This window comes from Steroidobacter sp. (assembly GCF_036402275.1).
Classification (GTDB): Bacteria; Pseudomonadota; Gammaproteobacteria; order Steroidobacterales; family Steroidobacteraceae; genus Steroidobacter.
On sequence record NZ_DASWTF010000036.1, the window covers coordinates 882,609 to 901,623 of the forward strand.

Below are 19,015 nucleotides of genomic sequence, written 5' to 3' on the forward strand. Positions count from 1 at the left end.
CAATAAAATCAGAGCTTGGTAGCGGTGATGTGCTGCACCAGGTTCTCGACCGTCGGGCGCATCACGTCCAACAGCGGCGCGGGCCACAGGCCCAGGCCCAGCACGGCGATCGCGAGCACGCCGAGCACCAGCAGTTCACGGCCATTGACGTCCGTCAGTTCCGCCACGTGATGATTCGCCACCGGGCCGAACACCACGCGCTTCACCAGCCACAGCGTATAAGCCGCACCGAGGATCAGCGTCAGGCCCGCGAGGAACGCGTACCAGAAGTCGGCGCGGAAGCTGGCGAGGATGACCAGGAACTCGCCGACGAACCCGGAGGTCGCGGGCAAGCCGGAGTTGGCCATCGCGAACAGCACCATGAACGCCGCGAACACCGGCATGGTGTTCACCACGCCGCCGTAAGAACTGATTTCGCGACTATGCACACGGTCGTACAGCACGCCGACGCAGAAGAACATCGCGCCCGAGATCAGGCCGTGCGAAATCATCTGTACCATCGCGCCGTCGATGCCCATCGCAGCGCCGGTCGTGTCACCGGAGTTCACGCGCATCAGCTCGAACGTCAGGAACGAGCCGAGCGTGACGAAGCCCATGTGCGCAATGGATGAATACGCGATCAGCTTCTTCATGTCCTGCTGAACCAGGGCGACGAAGCCGATGTACACCACCGCGATCAGCGACAGCGAAATCACCAGCCAGTCGAGCGCGTCGCTCGCATCCGGCGTGATCGGCAGCGAGAAGCGCAGGAAGCCGTAACCGCCCATCTTCAGCATGATGGCCGCCAGGATCACCGAGCCGCCGGTGGGCGCTTCCACGTGCGCGTCCGGCAACCACGTGTGCACGGGCCACATCGGCACCTTCACCGCGAATGCGGCGAGGAACGCGACGAAGATGAACAGCTGTTCGTTCAGGCCCAGCGGCAGGCGCTGGAAGTCGGCGATGGCATAGCTGCACTGTCCCGCATCGCAGGTCTGCAGGTACATGTAGATCAACGACACGAGCATGAACACCGAGCCGAGGAAGGTGTACAGGAAGAACTTGATGGTCGCGTACACGCGGCGCGGTCCGCCCCAGATGCCGATGATGATGAACATCGGGATCAGCATCGCTTCCCAGAGCACGTAGAACAGCAACGCGTCGAGTGCCGCGAACACGCCGATCATCAAACCTTCGAGGATCAGGAACGACGCGTAGTACTGCGCCGGACGCTTGTCGATCACGGTCCAGGCCGAGATCACGACTAGCGGCGTGATGAACGCCGTCAGCACGATCAGCGGCATGGCGAAGCCGTCCACGCCCAGGGCGTAGAACGAATTGAACATCGGGATCCAGTTGCGCTCCTCGACGAACTGCATCGCGGCTGTCGTGGTATCGAAATTGGTCCACAACAGGGTCGAAATGCCGAACGTCACGGCGGTGGTAACAAGCGCGATCCAGCGACCGGCTGCGATGCCCTTGTCGCCGAGCAACAGCATGGCGGCGCCGCCGGCGATGGGCAGCCAGATCAAAACGCTGAGAATGGGCCAGGTAATCGTCGACATAGCTTTTCTTACAGTGAATTACCGCAGCACATACCACGCCAGCAGCACGGACAATCCGATGATCATCGCGAACGCATAGTGATACAGATAGCCGGACTGCATCCGGCGCATGACGCCCGACAGCCAGCCGACGACGCGCGCCGAGCCGTTGACCGCAGCGCCGTCGATCAGCGCCACATCGCCAACGCGCCATAGCGCCGAGCCGAGACCCACGCTGCCGCGCGCGAACACGGCCTGGTAGATCTCGTCGAAGTAGAACTTCTTGGCGAACAGGTGATACAGCGCCGAGAACTTCTGCGCGATCACGGTCGGCAGGTCCGGCCGCTTGACGTACAGGAACCAGGCCAGCGCCCAGCCCGCGAACGCGAGGTACACCGGCGGCTGCATCAACGCATGCAGGATGAACGCGAGCGGACCGTGCCACTCCTCGCCGATGTGACCGAGTACGTTGTGCGCCTCTTCGACGTACAGCACGCCGTTGAAGAAATCGCCGAACAGCATCGGGCCGATGGTCACCGCGCCGATGAACAGCGACGGAATCGCCAGCAGCACCAGCGGCACCCACACCACCGCCGGGCTCTCGTGCGGCTCGACCGGGCCGTGATGCGCGTGGTCGTCGTGGTTGGAAGGTGTATCGGGCTCGTGACCCGCGTCCGCGTCGGTCTCCACATGCGTGCCGTTGCTCGCACTGTGCGCCTCATGAGCGGCGTGACGGAAGCGCTCCTCGCCATGGAACGTCATGAACACCAGGCGGAAGCTGTAGAACGCAGTGATGAACACGCCGAGGAACACGCACCAGTACGCATAGGTCGCGCCCGGAATGTGCGAGGCGTGCACCGCTTCGATCAGCGCGTCCTTCGAGAAGAAGCCCGAGGTGCCCGGGAAGCCGATCAGCGCGAGCGTGCCGATGGCCGACGTCCAATACGTGATGGGCATGTACTTCTTCAGGCCGCCCATCTTCCGCATGTCCTGCTCGTGGTGCATGCCGATGATCACGGAGCCCGCCGCCAGGAACAGCAGCGCCTTGAAGAACGCGTGCGTCATCAGGTGGAACAACGCGCCGGCGTAAGCGGACACACCGAGCGCCACCGTCATGTAGCCGAGCTGCGAGAGCGTCGAGTACGCGACCACGCGCTTGATGTCGTTATTCACCAGCCCGAGCAGGCCCATGAAGAACGCAGTCGTCGCGCCGATGACCAGCACCGTCGACAACGCGGTTTCGGAGAGCTCGAACAGCGGCGACATGCGCGCCACCATGAAGATGCCCGCGGTCACCATGGTTGCCGCGTGGATCAGCGCCGAGATCGGCGTCGGGCCTTCCATCGAGTCCGGCAGCCACACGTGTAACGGCACCTGCGCCGACTTACCCATCGCGCCGATGAACAGGCAGATGCAAACGACCGTGATCGCCTGCCATTCCACGCCCGGGAAGATTTCCATCGTGTTCGCAACGATGGCGTCACGCGCGCCGAACACCGTCGCGTAGTCCAGCGAGCCGGTGTAGTACGCGATGCCGGCGATGCCGAGCACGAAGCCGAAGTCGCCGACGCGGTTCACCAGGAACGCCTTCATGTTGGCGAAAATCGCCGAGGGGCGCGTGTACCAGAAGCCGATCAGCAGATACGACACCACGCCCACCGCTTCCCAGCCGAAGAACAGCTGCAGGAAGTTGTTCGACATCACCAGCATGAGCATGGAGAACGTGAACAGCGAGATATAGGAGAAGAACCGCTGATAGCCCGGGTCTTCGTGCATGTAACCGATGGTGTAAACGTGCACGCACAGCGACACGAACGTCACCACAGTCATCATCATCGCGCTGAGGTTGTCGACCAGGAAGCCGACTTCCATGCGGATGTTGTCGCTCACCAGCCAGGTGTAGACGGTCTCGTTGACGACGGGTGCGCCGTCGAGCAGCAGCTTCAGCACGTAGGCCGACAAGCCGAACGAGAGCGCCACGCCGGCGATCGTGACGGTATGAGCGCCGACGCGGCCAATGACCTTGCCGCCGATGCCGGCAAGCAGGCACGCCACGAGCGGCGCGAGAACGATGGTCAGGAGTACGGATTGAGAGATCATTTCTTGTTAATCCGAGGCCTAGCCTTTCATCGTGTCGAGCTGTTCGACGTTGATGCTCTTACGTTCGCGGAACAGCACCACCAGGATGGCGAGGCCGATGGCGGACTCGGCGGCCGCGACCGTGAGGATGAAGAACACGAACACCTGCCCGCTCAGATCGCCGAGCTGGCGCGCGAACGCGACGAAGTTGAAGTTCACCGCGAGCAGCATAAGCTCGATGCACATCAGCAGCAGAATCACGTTCTTCCGGTTGAGGAAGATGCCGGCGACGCTGAGCGCGAACAGAATGCCGGCCAGCATCAAGACGAAGTTCAACGGAATCATGGCTGCTTCTCCCCCTTATCGGTCACGGAGGGTTCGACCACAGGGGACATCTTCACGACGCGGATGCGGTCCTTGGCGCGGACAGACACCTGCGCTCCCACGTCCTGCTGCTTCAGACCGGTGCGCTGACGCATGGTCAGCACGATCGCGGCCACGATGGCGAGCAGCAGGATCACGGCCGCAAGCTCGAACGGATACAGATATTTGGAGTACAGCAGCTCACCGAGCGCGCCGGTGTTGCTGTAGCCCTCTGCCACCGCGACGGTCGCGACCGGCGTCACTTCGGTGCCGAGGCTCTTCACCCACACCACACTGCCGATCTCGGCGACCACGATCAACGCGATCAGGATTCCGAGCGGCGCGTAGCGCGTGAAGCCTTCACGCACTTCGGCGATGTTGATGTCGAGCATCATCACGACGAACAGGAACAACACCATCACCGCGCCGACGTACACCAGCACGAGCACGATGGCGAGGAACTCAGCTTCCAGCAGCATCCACAACACGGCGCTGGTGACGAAGGACGACACCAGGAACAACGCGGCGTGCACCGGGTTGCGCGCCGTGATCACGCCGATGGCGGTGACCAGCAGGACGCCGGAGAACGCGTAAAACAGGATTTCGGTGATGCTCATGACTAGCGGTATCTCGCGTCGGCGGCTTTGTCGGCCGCGATCATGGCTTCGTAGCGATCGCCGATGGCCAGCAGCTTGTCCTTGGTCATGATGTTCTCGCCGGGATTTTCCATGTGGTACTCATGGATGCGCGTCTCGACGATGGCGTCCACCGGGCAGGCTTCTTCGCAGAAGCCGCAGTAGATGCACTTGAACAGATCGATGTCGTAGCGCGTGGTGCGGCGGGTGCCGTCGGCGGCGACGTCCGATTCGATGGTGATCGCGAGCGCCGGGCACACCGCTTCGCACAGCTTGCAGGCGATGCAGCGCTCCTGGCCGTTCGCATAACGACGCTGCGCATGCAGGCCGCGGTAGCGAGGCGACTGCGGGGTCTTCTCCTCCGGGTACTGCACGGTGATGTTGGGACGCGCGACAAACTGACGCAGCGTCACGTACAGACCGACTAGGAGCTCGGTCAGGAAGAACGTCTTGAAAAAACTGGCAGGCGTTTTCATGGCTAACTCTTGGCTCTCTGCCCTACTTCGCCCAGGGTCCGATGTCGTAGGCGAAGAACACGCCCAGCACCGCCAGCCACACCAGCGTGACCGGAATGAACACCTTCCAGCCCAGCCGCATGATCTGGTCGTAGCGGTAGCGCGGGAACGTGGCGCGGAACCACAGGTAACAGAACAGGAAGAACGAAATCTTCAGGAACAGCCAGTGGAAGCCTGGCGCGGTGATGAAGCCCGGCAGCGGATAGCCTTCGAACGGCGACAGCCAGCCGCCGAAGAAGAAGATCGAGGTCAGCGCCGAGATCAGGATCATGTTCACGTACTCGGCCACGAAGAACACGGCGAACGCCATGCCCGAGTACTCGACGTGGAAGCCCGCGACGATTTCCGACTCGCCTTCCACCACGTCGAACGGCGCGCGATTGGTCTCGGCCACGCCAGAAATGAAATACACCACGAACAGCGGAATCATCCACCAGAAGAAGTAGGTGAACGGACCGCCCGCCTGCTTCTCGATGATGTCGCCGAGGTTCAGCGAGCCAGCCGCCATCACGACGCCGACCAGCGCGAAGCCCATCGCGATTTCATAAGCGACCATCTGTGCAGCCGCGCGCATCGCGCCTAGGAACGCGTACTTCGAGTTGGTGGCCCAACCGGCGAGGATCACGCCGTACACGCCGGCAGAGCTGAGCGCCAGCAGATACAACAAGCCCGCGTTGATGTCCGCCACCGCGAAGCCCGGCCACAACGGCACGACCGCCCACGCAGCGAGCGCGGGAATCACGGCCAGCAGCGGCGCGATGATGAACAGGAACTTGTTGGAAGCCGTCGGGATGACGATTTCCTTCAGCATCAGCTTCAGCACGTCCGCGAACGGCTGCAACAGACCGCCAGGACCGACCCGGTTCGGACCGATACGCGCCTGGATCGAGCCGATGACGCGACGCTCGGCCAGCGTCAGGAACGCCATCGTCAGAATGACGCTGATGTACAGAATCAGCGCGACCACACCATAGAACACGATGGCGCGGATCCATTCCGGGAGGAATGGCAGCAGCGTGTTTACGAAATCAGGAATCGTGCTCACACGCTCACTCCTCGCTCTTGGCCTCGCTGTGTCTCGCGGCCTTCACGCGTGTTCTGCAATGCCGACGAGCGGCGGACCATCGCATCTACCTGGTAGATCGGAACATCACGGACCACGGCCGCACCGGAAGCGGCTTGCGCCTGCAACGTGCGAGTCGCTGCCTTGGCGTTAAACGCACCGGCCTCATCGACCGCCTTGCGAATTTCCTCGGTGACCTGATCGGCCGCGGTGTACTCGAAGCCAGGCAGATCCAGCAGATTCGCCAGAACGCGCAACACCTTCCAACCCGGTCGCGACTCGCCCACCGGCGAAGCGGCGCCCGGCACGCTCTGCCAGCGGCCTTCGAGATTCACATAGGTGCCGGCTGTTTCGGCGAAGGTGCCGATCGGCAGCACGACATCGGCGAACTGAGCCGCGGTGGAATACGGCGACAGCGCAACCACGAACTCCGCACCGTCGAGGGCGGCGGCCGCGTTTTCAGAGGCGATGTCGAGCTTGGGCTCGATCGCGCCGAACAGGATGTATGCCTTGAGCTTGGCCGCGAACATGTCGCCGACATTCAAGCCCGGCGAAGCCACCGTCCGACCACCGACCGAGCGGCCCGGCAGGAACCCCACGAGATGCGCACCGACGGCGTTGCCGCCTTCCGGCAGATAGCCGAGAGTCGCACCGGTGACTTCGGCCAGCGCGCTTGCGACCAGACGCAGATCCGCAAACGCAGGATCGCGCTGAGCGATGGCGCCGAGCAGGATCAAACGACGCTCGCCTTCGCTCAGCTGCTGAGCAATGGCCTTGTGCGTGTCATTCGGTTGAGCCTGACCGACTCGCGCGGCAATCGAAGCCGGCGCACTCTTGCCGCTGGCGTTGACCGCAGCGGCAGCGACGGCGAGCAGATGATCGAGCGAGCCGATGCCGTTCGAGGCGAGATAGCCTGCGACCGGGAACAGATAGTCGTAACGCTGCGCGTTGATGAACGACACCTTGCCGCCCTTCAACGCAGCCTTACGAATACGGTGCGCGAGCAGCGGCACTTCCTTACGCAGGTTCGAGCCGATGACCAGCACGGAGTTGGCGGTCTCCAGCTCCTTGATCGCAATGCCGAGCGACGGGAACAACGGATCGCTCGCCTCGTCGCGGAAGTCCGAGCGACGCAGACGATGATCGAGGTTCGCGCTGCCCAGGCCGCGAGCGATGCGCGCGAGCAGATGCAGCTCTTCCAGCGTCGAGTTCGGAGAAGCGATAGCGCCGATCTGAGCGCCGCCGTGCTGTTTGGCGATGCGGCCCAGCTTCTCGGCAACCTTCTGCAGCGCCGTTTCCCAATCCGTTTCCTGCAGCACGCCGTTCTCGCGAATCGACGGCTTCAGCAGACGATCTTCGCTGTAGATGCCCTGGTAGCTGAAACGATCGCGGTCGGCGATCCAGGTCTCGTTCACATCCTCATTGGGACGCGGAACGATACGCATCACGCGACCACGCAGCACGTGCGCGTAAATGTTTGTTCCGACCGCGTCATGCGGAGAGATCAGCGGATGCTGAGTCATTTCCCACGCACGGGCGCGATAACGGTACGGCTTGTTGTTCAACGCGCCGACCGGGCACAGATCGATGATGTTGGCCGACAGCTCGTGATCGACGCTCTTCTCGATGAACGTGCCGATCTCGGTCATTTCGCCGCGGCCGACGGTGCCCAGTTCCTGGAAGCCCTGCACGTCCTGCGTGAAACGCACGCAGCGGGTGCAGTGAATGCAGCGGGTCATGTCGGTGGACACGAGCGGGCCGAGATTCTTGTCTTTGACGACGCGCTTACGCTCGCTGTAGCGAGAGATGTCACGGCCGAAGCCCATCGCGAGATCCTGCAACTCACATTCGCCGCCCTGATCGCAGATCGGGCAGTCGAGCGGATGGTTGATCAGCAGGAACTCCATCACGGCGCGCTGCGCGGCGATGGCTTTCGGGGACTTGGTGAACACCTTCATGCCTTCGGCCACGGGCGTGGCGCACGCAGGCATCGGCTTCGGCGCCTTCTCCACTTCCACCAGGCACATGCGGCAGTTGGCGGCGATCGGCAGCTTCTCGTGGTAACAGAAACGCGGAACGTACACGTCGTTCGCGTCCGTCACCTGGATCACCATCTGACCCTTGCGCGCCTTCATCGGCACGCCGTTGACTTCAATATTGACCTCGTCACTCATTCTGGGTCATCTCGGATTAAGCGGCCTGGCGACGATCGCGTTCGACGATGCTGTGGCCGTGCTCGATCATGTATTCGAACTCATGCCGGAAGTGCTTCATGAAGCTCTGCACCGGCCAGGCGGCGGCGTCGCCGAAGGCGCAAATGGTGTGGCCTTCGATCTTGTTGGCGACGTCGACCAGCATGTCCAGGTCGGACTTCTTGCCCTGGCCCGCGAGCATTCGCTTCAGCATGCGGTTCATCCAGCCCGTGCCTTCACGGCACGGCGTGCACTGGCCGCACGACTCGGCGTAATAGAAACGCGAGATGCGCTCGAGCGCCTTCACCATGCAGGTGGTGTCGTCCATGACGATCATCGAGCCCGTACCCAGGCTCGACCCGACTTTGCGGACGCCGTCGTAATCCATCGTGGCGGTCATCATCGCGTCGCCGGGCACGACCGGAACCGACACGCCGCCGGGGATGACCGCTTTCAGTTTGCGGCCGTCGCGCACGCCGCCGCAGATCTCCAGCAGGTCCTTGAAAGGAATACCGAGCGGCAACTCGATGTTTTGCGGCTTGTTCACGTGGCCCGAGATCGAAAAGATCATAGTGCCGCCGGCGTTGGGCACGCCGAGATCGGTGAACCACTTCGGGCCCTTGCGCAGGATGGTCGGCACCGACGCATAGCTCTGCGTGTTGTTGATCGTGGTGGGCTTGCCGTACAAGCCGAAGTTCGCCGGGAACGGCGGCTTGAAGCGCGGCCGGCCCTGCTTGCCTTCCAACGACTCCAGCAACGCGGTTTCTTCGCCGCAGATATACGCACCCGCGCCGACGAACGAATACAGATCGAAGTCCACGCCCGAGCCCAGCAGATTCTTGCCGAGCAGGCCCGCGGCATAGGCTTCCTGCAAAGCTTCTTCGAAACGCGGCACGGGCTCGTCGAGGAACTCGCCGCGGATGTAGTTGTAACCTACGCTCGCGCCCATGGCGTAGCCGCCGATGGCCATGCCTTCGATCAGCGCATGCGGGTTGTAACGCAGGATGTCGCGGTCGTGGCAGGTGCCAGGCTCGCTCTCGTCCGAATTACAAACGACGTACTTCTGCCCCGGCGCATTGCGCGGCATGAAGCTCCATTTCATGCCCGTCGGGAAGCCGGCCCCGCCGCGGCCGCGCAGACCGGAAGCCTTCACCTGCTCGATGATCTCTTCCTTCGGCGTCTTCTCGCGCAGGATGCGTTCCCACACTTCATAGCCGCCGGTCTTGCGATAGGACTCGATCGACGACGGACGCTCCATACCGAGCGTCGCGAAGCAAACGAAGTTGCTCGCGTACTTGCCTAACAGCAGTTTGTTTGATTCGTCAGTCATGTTGGCGATGGCTATCTCTAGGCGCGCTGCGAACGATCACTTGTGACGATCGAGAATCTCGTCGATCTTCTCGGGCGTGAGATTCTCGTAGTACACGTGATCGACCATCATCATCGGCGCGTTGTTACAGGCAGCGAGGCACTCCTCCTCGCGCTTCAGGAAAAAGCGGCCGTCCGGCGTGCTCTCGCCCACCTTGATGCCGAGCCGCTTCTCGACGTGCGACAGCATGTCCTCGCCGCCGCACAACATGCAGGAGATGTTGGTGCACACGGAGATGCTGTGACGGCCGACCGGCTTGGTCTCGAACATCGAGTAGAACGTCGCGACTTCGTACACCTGGATCGGCGGCAGGCCGATGTACTCGGCGACCGCGTCCATCGATTCCTTGGTGAGATAGCCGCCGATGTCGTGCTGAACGGCGCGCAGCGCGGCGATCACCGCCGAGCGCTTGCGATCCGGCGGAAACTTGGTCAGCCAGTGATCGATCTCGTGGCGCGCGTGCTCGGAGAGCACGCCCTTGTAACCATGAGGCGCGTCGTGAGCGACTTCGCCGGTATCGATTTCATCCAGCTCCGGCGCGCTCTTGCCGCCGTCGTTGGAACCTGGATCTTGCCTGCCGCTCATCGGTCGATTTCCCCGAATACGATGTCCTGCGTGCCGATCACGGCCACCACGTCCGCGAGCAAGTGGCCCTTCACCATCTCTTCCAGCGAAGCGAGGTGCGGGAAGCCCGGCGCGCGGCACTTCACGCGATACGGTTTGTTGGCGCCGTCGGACACCAGATAAATACCAAACTCGCCTTTCGGCGCTTCGACCGCGGCGTAGGTCTCACCGGCAGGCACGCAGTAGCCTTCGGTGAACAGCTTGAAGTGATGAATCAGCGATTCCATGTCGCCCTTCATCTCTTCGCGCTTGGGCGCGGAGACCTTGTGGTCGTCGATCATCACCGGGCCGGGATGGGCGCGCAGCCAGTCGACGCACTGCTTGATGATGCGGTTCGACTGACGCATCTCCTCGACGCGCACCAGGTAACGGTCGTAACAATCGCCGTTCACGCCGACCGGAATGTCGAAATCCATGCGGTCGTAAACTTCGTAGGGCTGCTTCTTGCGCAGATCCCATTCGATGCCCGAGCCGCGAATCATCGGGCCCGTGAAACCGAGCTGCAGCGCGCGCTCCGGAGACACCACGCCGATGTTCACCGTGCGCTGTTTCCAGATGCGGTTGTCGGTGAGCAATGTTTCGTACTCGTCGACGTTGGCCGGGAAGCGCGCGCAGAAATCGTCGATGAAGTCGAGCATGCTGCCGCGACGACGCTCGTTGAGACGGTCCACGTCCGCCTGCGAGCGCCACTTCGACGGCTGATACTTCGGCATCGAGTCCGGCAGGTCGCGATACACGCCGCCCGGACGATAGTAAGTCGCGTGCATGCGCGTGCCCGACACCGCTTCGTAGCAGTCCATCAGGTCTTCGCGCTCACGGAACGCATACAAGAAGACGGTCATCGCGCCGATGTCGAGGCCGTGCGCGCCGAGCCACATCAAATGATTCAGGATGCGGGTGATCTCGTCGAACATCACGCGGATGTATTGAGCGCGCTCCGGCACCTTGATGCCGAGCAGCTTCTCGATCGCCATCACGTAGGCGTGCTCGTTGCACATCATCGACACGTAGTCGAGACGATCCATGTAGCCGATCGACTGATTGAACGGCTTGGACTCGGCGAGCTTTTCGGTGCCCCGATGCAACAGACCGATGTGCGGGTCGGCCTTCTGGATGACCTCGCCTTCCATCTCCAGCACCAGGCGCAAGACGCCGTGCGCGGCGGGATGCTGCGGGCCGAAGTTGAGCGTGAAGTTATGAATGTCTGCCATGGCTGATCTACTCAACCGCCGTGGTTGGGCGCGGCGGCGCCGACCGGCACTTCTTTCAGCACCTGGTCGTAACGGTTGTCCTCGCGAATCACGCGAGGGACGAGAGTGCGCGGCTCGATGCTCACCGGCTGGTAGACGACGCGGCCCTTGGTCGTGTCGTACTTCACCTCGACGTTGCCGATCAGCGGGAAGTCCTTGCGGAACGGATGTCCGATGAAGCCGTAGTCGGTGAGGATGCGGCGCAGGTCCGGATGATTGCGGAACATGATGCCGTACAGGTCGAACGCCTCGCGCTCGAACCAGTTGGCGCCGGCCCAGATGTCGACCACGGAATCGATGACCGGCGGCTCGCCTTCGTTGGTGAAGCTGCGCAGACGCAGACGCCAGTTGTTGGAAATGGACAGCAGTTGATAGGTCACCGCGAAGCGCGCTGCACTCTTATTTTTACTTGGCGGCTCGCTCGCTGTTTCTTTGATGCGATTCACGCCGCGACTGAAGCCGGTGGCGGTGGAGCTCAGCGTGTTCCACTCCTCGCGGCCGTAATCGAGATAGTCGACGCCGGCCAGATCGATCAGCTGCTCGAAACCGAGCTCCGCGTTGTCGCGAAGCTCGCGACACACGGCAAGCAGGTTGGCGGCGTCGACTTCGAACGCAACTTCACCAGGCAACGCAGGCAGCGGACGCAGCTCTTGAGCAAAGCGCGCTGTCAGTCGCGAGGCCAATGTCTCGATACGTGAACTCATCCCGTACTCGCTTAAAACCTATGCTCGCGTCAGCGAGCGATCGTGCTGGTGCGACGGATCTTGTTCTGCAATTGCAGGATGCCGTACAGCAGTGCTTCGGCACTCGGCGGGCAGCCCGGCACGTACACATCGACCGGCACGATCCGGTCGCAGCCGCGCACTACCGCGTACGAGTAGTGGTAATAGCCGCCGCCATTGGCGCAGGAACCCATCGAGATCACCCAACGGGGCTCGGGCATCTGGTCGTACACCTTGCGCAGCGCCGGAGCCATTTTGTTGACCAGCGTGCCGGCCACGATCATCACGTCGGACTGACGCGGGCTCGGGCGGAACACCACGCCGAAGCGATCGAGGTCGTAACGGGCCGCGCCCGCGTGCATCATCTCGACGGCACAGCAAGCGAGGCCGAACGTCATCGGCCACATCGAGCCCGTGCGGGCCCAGTTCACCAGCGAATCGACCGTGGTGGTCATGAAGCCGCGTTGAGTCACCGCGGCGTCCGGCGTTTCCGCCGTGGGAGCCGTCAATCCCATTCCAGCGCCCCCTTCTTCCACTCGTACACGAAGCCCACCACCAGGATCAAAAGAAACACACCCATGGCGGCGAGCCCGACCATGCCGACGGCGTCGAGCGCCACGGCCCACGGAAACAGGAAAGCGATTTCCAGGTCGAAGACGATGAACAGGATGGCCACCAGGTAATAGCGCACGTCGAACTTCATGCGCGTGTCCGAATAAGCTTCGAAGCCGCACTCATACGCGGAGAGCTTTTCGGCGTCGGGTTTGCGAGGGCCGAGCAGAAAGCCCAGGCCGATGAGCACGGAGCCGAGCACGCCGGCCACGCCCAGAAAAATCAGGATGGGAACGTAGTTTTGCAACATCGCGTAAGCTGCTGACGCGCCGGGTCCGGCGGCGGCGCGCATTGTATCAGGCCGGTCCAAAAAGGGTTCTATAAGAATTGCACGAAGGCAGCCTTCTTCTGGGGAGAAGGGCAAAAACCCTTAGAAAAGTCGAAAACTGGTGCGGCTGAGAGGACTCGAACCTCCACGGATTGCTCCACTACCACCTCAAAGTAGCGTGTCTACCAGTTCCACCACAGCCGCACTGAAATCGACCTTCTGTTTCGGTTGGGCCAGTGCCTCGGCCTAACCGAAAATTTACTGTTGTTGGGTCGGCTCGCTCTGCGTCGCTTCAGGGGCCGGTTGAGGAGCCGGCTCCGCGGGCAGTTCTACCGCCTGATCGGTGGTTGCCGCCGGCGGCGTCGTCGGCGTCGCGGGCAACGCCGGAGCACTGTCCGGAAGATTCACTCGATCGATCACACTCTTCGGCGCCTCGGTCGGACGGCCGCCGAGATACGCCAACGTCAAACTGGTCGCGATGAACAGCGCCGCCAGCGTCGCCGTCGTGCGCGACAGGAACGACGCCGAGCCGCGTGCACCGAACACGGTGCCCGACGCGCCCGCGCCGAAGCCAGCGCCCGCATCGGCGCCCTTGCCCCGCTGCAGTAACACCAGCGCTACGATGGCCGCGGCGATCAACAGGTGAAAAATCACCACCGCCGAATGTAACCAGTTCATACGATTCAATTCCGATTCAATGCGCCTGTTTCAAACCGCGCTCTTAATGAGCTTGGGCCGCGGCGCAGATCTTCAGAAACTCATCTGCCTTCAGCGACGCGCCGCCGATCAGTCCACCATCGACGTCCGGCATGGCGAAGATCTCCTTCGCATTGCCGGCTTTCACGCTGCCGCCATAGAGCACCCGTAAACCGGCCGCGATATTAGCATCACGAGCCGCAACCTCGGCGCGAATATGTGCGTGAACTTCCTGCGCCTGGGCCGGCGTCGCATTTTTGCCCGTGCCAATCGCCCAGACCGGCTCGTACGCGAGCACCGCTTGCTGGAGCGCGCCCGGGGCAGCTACATCCAACACCGCTTTCAGTTGCCGGGAGACCACTTGCGTGGTCTGACCTTTTTCCCGCTCTTCCAGCGTTTCGCCGACGCAGAGGATCGGGATCAGACCCTGCGACTGCGCCGCGAGAAACTTACGCGCCACCAGCGCGTCGTCCTCGCGGTAAATCGTGCGCCGCTCGGAGTGGCCCACGATCACATAAGTGCAACCGACATCCTTCAGCATGGCCGCCGAGGCCTCGCCGGTGAACGCCCCGATCGACTCCGCGCACACCGACTGTGCGCCCAGCTTCACGATCGAGTCCTTCAGCAGCCGACCCACTTCCCAGAGGTACACGTTGGGCGGACAGACGGCGATATCGACGTGCGTCTGCGCCGGCAAGCCCAGCAGCAGGCCCTCGATCAGCTCCGCGTTTTCCGCGCGCGAGCCGTGCATCTTCCAATTCCCGGCAATGAATGGCCGGCGCATCGCGGTACCTCCACAGTTGGGTTTCGGGCCGCCCTGCGAAGGGCGCGGAAGCTTAGCGGCGACTTCTGTCGAAATCAAACCCGAATGAAATCAAACGAGAACCCTGCCGGCGCCCTCAGCCCACCGCCGCCTTCTGTTCGGCGGCCGCGGCCACGGTGGCGGCCAGATCCCGGCAGAGTTCCTTCACCAGCTTTTCGTCACTGCCTTCGACCATGACCCGGATCACGGGTTCAGTGCCCGAGGGACGCAGGACGATCCGGCCGTTGCCCGCCAGTTTGCCTTCGGCCCGCGCCACCGCCTCAGTAATCTGCGGCGAGCTGAACGGATCGATCTTCTTCGCCACGCGCACGTTCTGCATCACCTGCGGATAGCGCGGCATCGGCGCGGTCAACTCGGCAAGACTGCTGCCGGTCTCTTTCATGATAGCCAGCACCTGCAGAGCGCTGATCAAGGCGTCGCCGGTGGTGGTGTGCTCGAGTGTCAGCAGATGACCCGAGGTCTCGCCGCCCAGCATGCCGCCGGTTTCCTTCAACAGCTCCATCACATAGCGGTCACCTACTTTGGCGCGGCGGAATTCGATGCCCTCTTTCTGCAGAGCATGTTCCAGACCGAGATTGCTCATCACGGTGCCGACGACCGGGCCCTTCAGGAGGCCCTTCTGCTTTTGGGACCGCGCGATGATGTACAGCAGTTGATCGCCATCGACGACGCGGCCGAGGTTGTCCACCATCACCAGGCGATCGCCGTCGCCGTCGAGCGCGACGCCCGCCTGCGCCTGCACGCCCGGCACGGTGAGTTGCAGCAGGCCCGGCGAGGTGGAGCCGCAGTTCAGATTGATATTGCGGCCGTTCGGCGAGGAGCCGATCGGCACGATCTCGGCGCCAAGGTCAGCGAGAATGCGCGGGCCGACTTTGTAACCGGCGCCGTTGGCGCAATCGATCACCAGCTTGAAGCCCGACAAATCCAGGCCCGGCACGGTGCTCATCACGAATTCCTGATAACGCACGCGCGATTTGTCGACGCGCGTCGCGCGGCCCAGTTCGCTGGAGCTGCGTGTGATCGGCGCATCCTCGAGATAGCGCTCGATCTGCGCTTCGATCTCGTCGCTCAGCTTGCCGCCGTTGCGGTCGAAGAACTTGATGCCGTTGTCTTCGTATGGGTTGTGCGAGGCGCTGATCACGACGCCGAAATCGCACTCGAAACGTTTGGTGAGATAGGCGATGCCCGGCGTGGGCAGCGGGCCGATCAACATCACATTCACGCCCGAAGCGACGAAGCCTGCTTCCAGCGCCGACTCGAACATGTAGCCCGAGATGCGCGTGTCCTTGCCAACCAGCACCGTGCCGCCCTTTGGCGCGAGCACGCGGGCCGCCGAGCTCGCCAGCTTCAACGCGAATTCCACTGTCAGCGGATGCTCGCCAACGCGGCCTCGCACGCCATCGGTGCCAAAGTATTTACGGCTCAATCTGAATCCCTCGAGTGCTTAGTTTTCAATCGGCGCGCGTGCGTTGTAACCGGCGGCGCGTAGGGCCTGGGCGACCTTCACAGCATCCACCGTCTCGGCAACATCGTGGACGCGAAGGATAGCAGCCCCGGCCAGCACGGCGGCCGTGGCCACGGCCAATCCGCCCGCCAGGCGCTGCTCCACGGGCCTGCCCAGCAGGGCCTGGAACATGGACTTGCGGGATACGCCGACCAGCAGGGGCAGCCCCTGGTTAGGTCCTGGGCGGCTCAGCTGCGGCAGGTGGGCCAACAGGGCGAGATTATGCTGAAGCCGCTTGCCGAAACCGATACCGGGGTCCAGCACCAGCCGGTCCCGGCCGATGCCGACAGCCAGACAGGCATCCACCCGCTGTTCGAGGAATGCGGTCACTTCCCCTACCACGTCGTCATAACGCGGCTCGTGCTGCATGGTTCGGGGCTGCCCCTGCATGTGCATGAGGCAGACGGCGGCATGGGTGCTCGCGGCGGCTTCGAGTGCGCCGGGTTCCTGCAGCGCCCGGACGTCGTTGATCAGACTCGCGCCGGCCGCTACCGCCGCGGTCATCACAGCGGCTTTGCTGGTGTCGACGGAAATAGGGATGGAGGTGCGGGCGGTGAGCGCTTCGATCACAGGGACGACGCGGCGAATCTCCTCTTCTTCGCTCACGTCAGCAGCGCCGGGCCGGGTGGACTCACCGCCCACGTCGAGCATTCCAGCGCCCTGCTCGATCATGCGCTCCGCGTGCTCGACCGCTCGTGACACGTCGACGAATCGGCCGCCGTCGGAAAACGAATCGGGTGTGACATTGAGGATGCCCATCACCAGTGGCTGGGACAGATCCACCGTAAGAGCACCACAGCGCAGCTGCATAGATTTGTGCCGTTTCAAAACGGAAAAGGCGCGTTACCGCGCCTCTTCCCAACCCGAACGAACGGGATGCTGGTCAGTGCTGGCTGGCCGGCTTGCCGATCGGGGCCTCGCCCTTCTCGCGCTCGCGGCCCTTGCCGCTGCCATTGCCACCGAACGGCGCGCCGCTGTCGTCCCAGCCCGCGGGCGGCTTCGGATCGCGGCCTTCCATGATGTCCTTGATCTGAGTCTCGTCGATGGTCTCGTACTTGATCAACGCCTCGGACATCTTGTGCAGCTTGTCCAGGTTCGACTCCAGGATGTCCTTGGCGCGCTTGTAGTTCGTATCGATGAGATAGCGAACTTCCTCGTCGATGGCGTGCGCGGTGACATCCGAGACCTGCTTGTGCTGCGTGACCTGGCGGCCCAGGAACACCTCGCCCTGGTCTTCGCTGTAGGTCAGCGGACCGAGCTTGTTCGACAGACCCCACTTCGTGACCATGTTGCGGGCGATTTCGGTCGCGCGCTCGATGTCGTTCGAAGCGCCGGTCGTGATCGACTCGGGTCCGAAGATGATTTCCTCGGCGATGCGGCCGCCGAACAGCGTGCTGATGCGGCTCTCGAGCCGACGCTTGCTGGTGCTGTAACGATCGGCTTCCGGCAGGAACATCGTCACACCCAGCGCGCGACCGCGCGGGATGATGGTGACCTTATAAACCGGATCGTGCTCGGGCACGGTCAAGCCGATGATGGCGTGACCCGCCTCGTGATACGCCGTGAGCTTCTTCTCCTGCTCGTCCATGACCATGGAGCGGCGCTCGGCGCCCATCATGATCTTGTCCTTGGCGCGCTCGAACTCGTCCATCGTCACCGTGCGACGGTTCGCGCGAGCGGCGAACAACGCAGCTTCGTTGACCAGGTTGGCGAGATCGGCGCCGGAGAAGCCCGGCGTACCACGCGCAATCACCTGCGGCTTCACGTCTTCAGCCAGCGGCAGCTTGCGCATGTGAACTTTGAGGATCTGCTCGCGCCCGCGGACATCCGGCAGCGGCACCACGACCTGACGGTCGAAGCGGCCCGGACGCAGCAGCGCCGGATCGAGCACGTCGGGACGGTTGGTGGCGGCGATGACGATCACGCCCTCGGTGCCTTCGAAACCATCCATCTCGACCAGCAGCTGGTTCAACGTCTGCTCGCGCTCGTCGTGACCGCCGCCCAGGCCGGCGCCACGTTGGCGGCCGACGGCGTCGATTTCGTCGATGAAGATGATGCACGGGGCATGCTTCTTCGCCTGGTCGAACATGTCACGCACGCGGCTCGCGCCCACGCCGACGAACATTTCGACGAAGTCGGAACCGGAGATGGTGAAGAACGGCACCTTGGCTTCGCCGGCGATGGCGCGGGCGAGCAGCGTCTTACCGGTACCGGGCGAGCCGACCATCAGCACGCCGCGAGGAATCTTGCCGCCCAGGCGCTGGAACTTGCCCGGGTCCTTCAAGAACTCGACGATCTCGACCACTTCTTCCTTGGCTTCGTCCACGCCCGCGACATCGGCGAACGTGACTTGGACCTGGTCCTCACCGAGCAGGCGTGCGCGACTCTTGCCGAAGGACATGGCCCCCCTGCCGCCGGCGCCGCCCTGCATCTGGCGCATGAAGTACACCCACACCGCGATCAACAGCAGGATGGGGAAGGAAGAGATGAACAGCTGCATCAGGAACGACTGACGTTCGGGCGCCGCGCCCGAGAACTTCACGTTGTTCTCGATCAGGGTGCCGATCAGCTCGTTGTTCTCCGTCTCGGGATTGTTGACGGTGAACTGCTCGCCATTGGTGCGTACGCCCCGGATGACGTCGGTGGTCTTGTTCAAGGTGACTTCGGCGACGCCGCCGTCCTTCACCTGCTGCAGGAAGGTGGAGTACGGCATCTCCTGTACTCCGCCGGATCGCGCGCTGAAATTGCTGACCACCGTGGCCACCACCACGGCGATG

18 protein-coding genes and 1 tRNA gene are annotated in these 19,015 nt (G+C 62.9%); all 19 read right to left on the reverse strand.

Translation table 11 applies throughout. The features are described from left to right. Nucleotides 1-8: 8 nt before the first annotated feature. The 19 genes from VGD45_RS23460 to ftsH all read right to left on the reverse strand — a co-directional run bounded on the left by VGD45_RS23460 (nt 9) and on the right by ftsH (nt 19,014). Complete coding sequence (locus tag VGD45_RS23460; RefSeq protein ID WP_331157788.1) at nt 9-1,544, reverse strand: NADH-quinone oxidoreductase subunit M; 1,536 nt, start codon at nt 1,542-1,544, stop codon at nt 9-11. 18 nt (nt 1,545-1,562) lie between these two features. Next, nucleotides 1,563-3,623: an NADH-quinone oxidoreductase subunit L gene (gene nuoL, locus VGD45_RS23465; RefSeq protein WP_331157789.1), complete on the reverse strand. Its 2,061-nt coding sequence runs from the start codon at nt 3,621-3,623 to the stop codon at nt 1,563-1,565. A gap of 18 nt (nt 3,624-3,641) precedes the next feature. Then, nucleotides 3,642-3,947 (reverse strand): NADH-quinone oxidoreductase subunit NuoK, encoded by a 306-nt coding sequence (gene nuoK / locus VGD45_RS23470; RefSeq protein WP_331157790.1) that lies wholly within the window; start codon nt 3,945-3,947, stop codon nt 3,642-3,644. After that, complete coding sequence (locus tag VGD45_RS23475) at nt 3,944-4,582, reverse strand: NADH-quinone oxidoreductase subunit J (RefSeq protein WP_331157791.1); 639 nt, start codon at nt 4,580-4,582, stop codon at nt 3,944-3,946. The genes nuoK and VGD45_RS23475 overlap by 4 nt, the downstream gene beginning before the upstream one ends. Before the next feature lie 2 nt (nt 4,583-4,584). Continuing rightward, entirely contained in the window at nt 4,585-5,076 is a 492-nt protein-coding gene (nuoI, locus tag VGD45_RS23480) for an NADH-quinone oxidoreductase subunit NuoI (protein ID WP_331157792.1), read from the reverse strand. Nucleotides 5,077-5,098: 22 nt separating this feature from the next. Then, nucleotides 5,099-6,130 (reverse strand): NADH-quinone oxidoreductase subunit NuoH, encoded by a 1,032-nt coding sequence (gene nuoH, locus VGD45_RS23485; protein WP_414717602.1) that lies wholly within the window; start codon nt 6,128-6,130, stop codon nt 5,099-5,101. Between the two features lie 26 nt (nt 6,131-6,156). Continuing rightward, nucleotides 6,157-8,352 carry an NADH-quinone oxidoreductase subunit NuoG gene (gene nuoG / locus VGD45_RS23490; protein ID WP_331157794.1) on the reverse strand — a complete coding sequence of 732 codons (2,196 nt, stop codon included), beginning with the start codon at nt 8,350-8,352 and terminating at the stop codon, nt 6,157-6,159. A gap of 16 nt (nt 8,353-8,368) precedes the next feature. After that, the gene (gene nuoF, locus VGD45_RS23495) at nt 8,369-9,700 is read right to left on the reverse strand and encodes an NADH-quinone oxidoreductase subunit NuoF (RefSeq protein WP_331157795.1); all 1,332 of its coding nucleotides are present in this window, start codon (nt 9,698-9,700) and stop codon (nt 8,369-8,371) included. A 36-nt stretch (nt 9,701-9,736) separates the two neighbouring features. Further along, on the reverse strand, nt 9,737-10,324 hold the full coding sequence (nuoE, locus tag VGD45_RS23500; RefSeq protein WP_331157796.1) for an NADH-quinone oxidoreductase subunit NuoE: 588 nt from the start codon (nt 10,322-10,324) through the stop codon (nt 9,737-9,739). After that, the gene (locus tag VGD45_RS23505; protein WP_331157797.1) at nt 10,321-11,574 is read right to left on the reverse strand and encodes an NADH-quinone oxidoreductase subunit D; all 1,254 of its coding nucleotides are present in this window, start codon (nt 11,572-11,574) and stop codon (nt 10,321-10,323) included. The genes nuoE and VGD45_RS23505 overlap by 4 nt, the downstream gene beginning before the upstream one ends. Nucleotides 11,575-11,585: 11 nt before the next feature. Further along, the gene (locus VGD45_RS23510) at nt 11,586-12,317 is read right to left on the reverse strand and encodes an NADH-quinone oxidoreductase subunit C (RefSeq protein WP_331157798.1); all 732 of its coding nucleotides are present in this window, start codon (nt 12,315-12,317) and stop codon (nt 11,586-11,588) included. Nucleotides 12,318-12,346: 29 nt separating this feature from the next. Further along, the gene (locus tag VGD45_RS23515; protein WP_203167283.1) at nt 12,347-12,850 is read right to left on the reverse strand and encodes a NuoB/complex I 20 kDa subunit family protein; all 504 of its coding nucleotides are present in this window, start codon (nt 12,848-12,850) and stop codon (nt 12,347-12,349) included. Beyond that, nucleotides 12,841-13,197 (reverse strand): NADH-quinone oxidoreductase subunit A, encoded by a 357-nt coding sequence (locus tag VGD45_RS23520; protein ID WP_298723640.1) that lies wholly within the window; start codon nt 13,195-13,197, stop codon nt 12,841-12,843. The genes VGD45_RS23515 and VGD45_RS23520 overlap by 10 nt, the downstream gene beginning before the upstream one ends. Nucleotides 13,198-13,334: 137 nt before the next feature. Continuing rightward, nucleotides 13,335-13,419: transfer RNA gene (locus tag VGD45_RS23525), tRNA-Leu, on the reverse strand. Between the two features lie 54 nt (nt 13,420-13,473). Continuing rightward, entirely contained in the window at nt 13,474-13,893 is a 420-nt protein-coding gene (gene secG / locus VGD45_RS23530) for a preprotein translocase subunit SecG (RefSeq protein WP_331157799.1), read from the reverse strand. Between the two features lie 43 nt (nt 13,894-13,936). Continuing rightward, nucleotides 13,937-14,695: a triose-phosphate isomerase gene (gene tpiA / locus VGD45_RS23535; RefSeq protein ID WP_331157800.1), complete on the reverse strand. Its 759-nt coding sequence runs from the start codon at nt 14,693-14,695 to the stop codon at nt 13,937-13,939. Nucleotides 14,696-14,810: 115 nt separating this feature from the next. Continuing rightward, the gene (gene glmM / locus VGD45_RS23540) at nt 14,811-16,160 is read right to left on the reverse strand and encodes a phosphoglucosamine mutase (protein ID WP_331157801.1); all 1,350 of its coding nucleotides are present in this window, start codon (nt 16,158-16,160) and stop codon (nt 14,811-14,813) included. Between the two features lie 18 nt (nt 16,161-16,178). Further along, a complete protein-coding gene (gene folP / locus VGD45_RS23545; RefSeq protein WP_349263319.1) occupies nt 16,179-17,048 on the reverse strand; it encodes a dihydropteroate synthase in 870 nt (289 codons plus the stop codon). Nucleotides 17,049-17,121: 73 nt separating this feature from the next. After that, the gene (ftsH, locus tag VGD45_RS23550) at nt 17,122-19,014 is read right to left on the reverse strand and encodes an ATP-dependent zinc metalloprotease FtsH (protein WP_331157803.1); all 1,893 of its coding nucleotides are present in this window, start codon (nt 19,012-19,014) and stop codon (nt 17,122-17,124) included. Between the last annotated feature and the right edge of the window lies 1 nt (nt 19,015).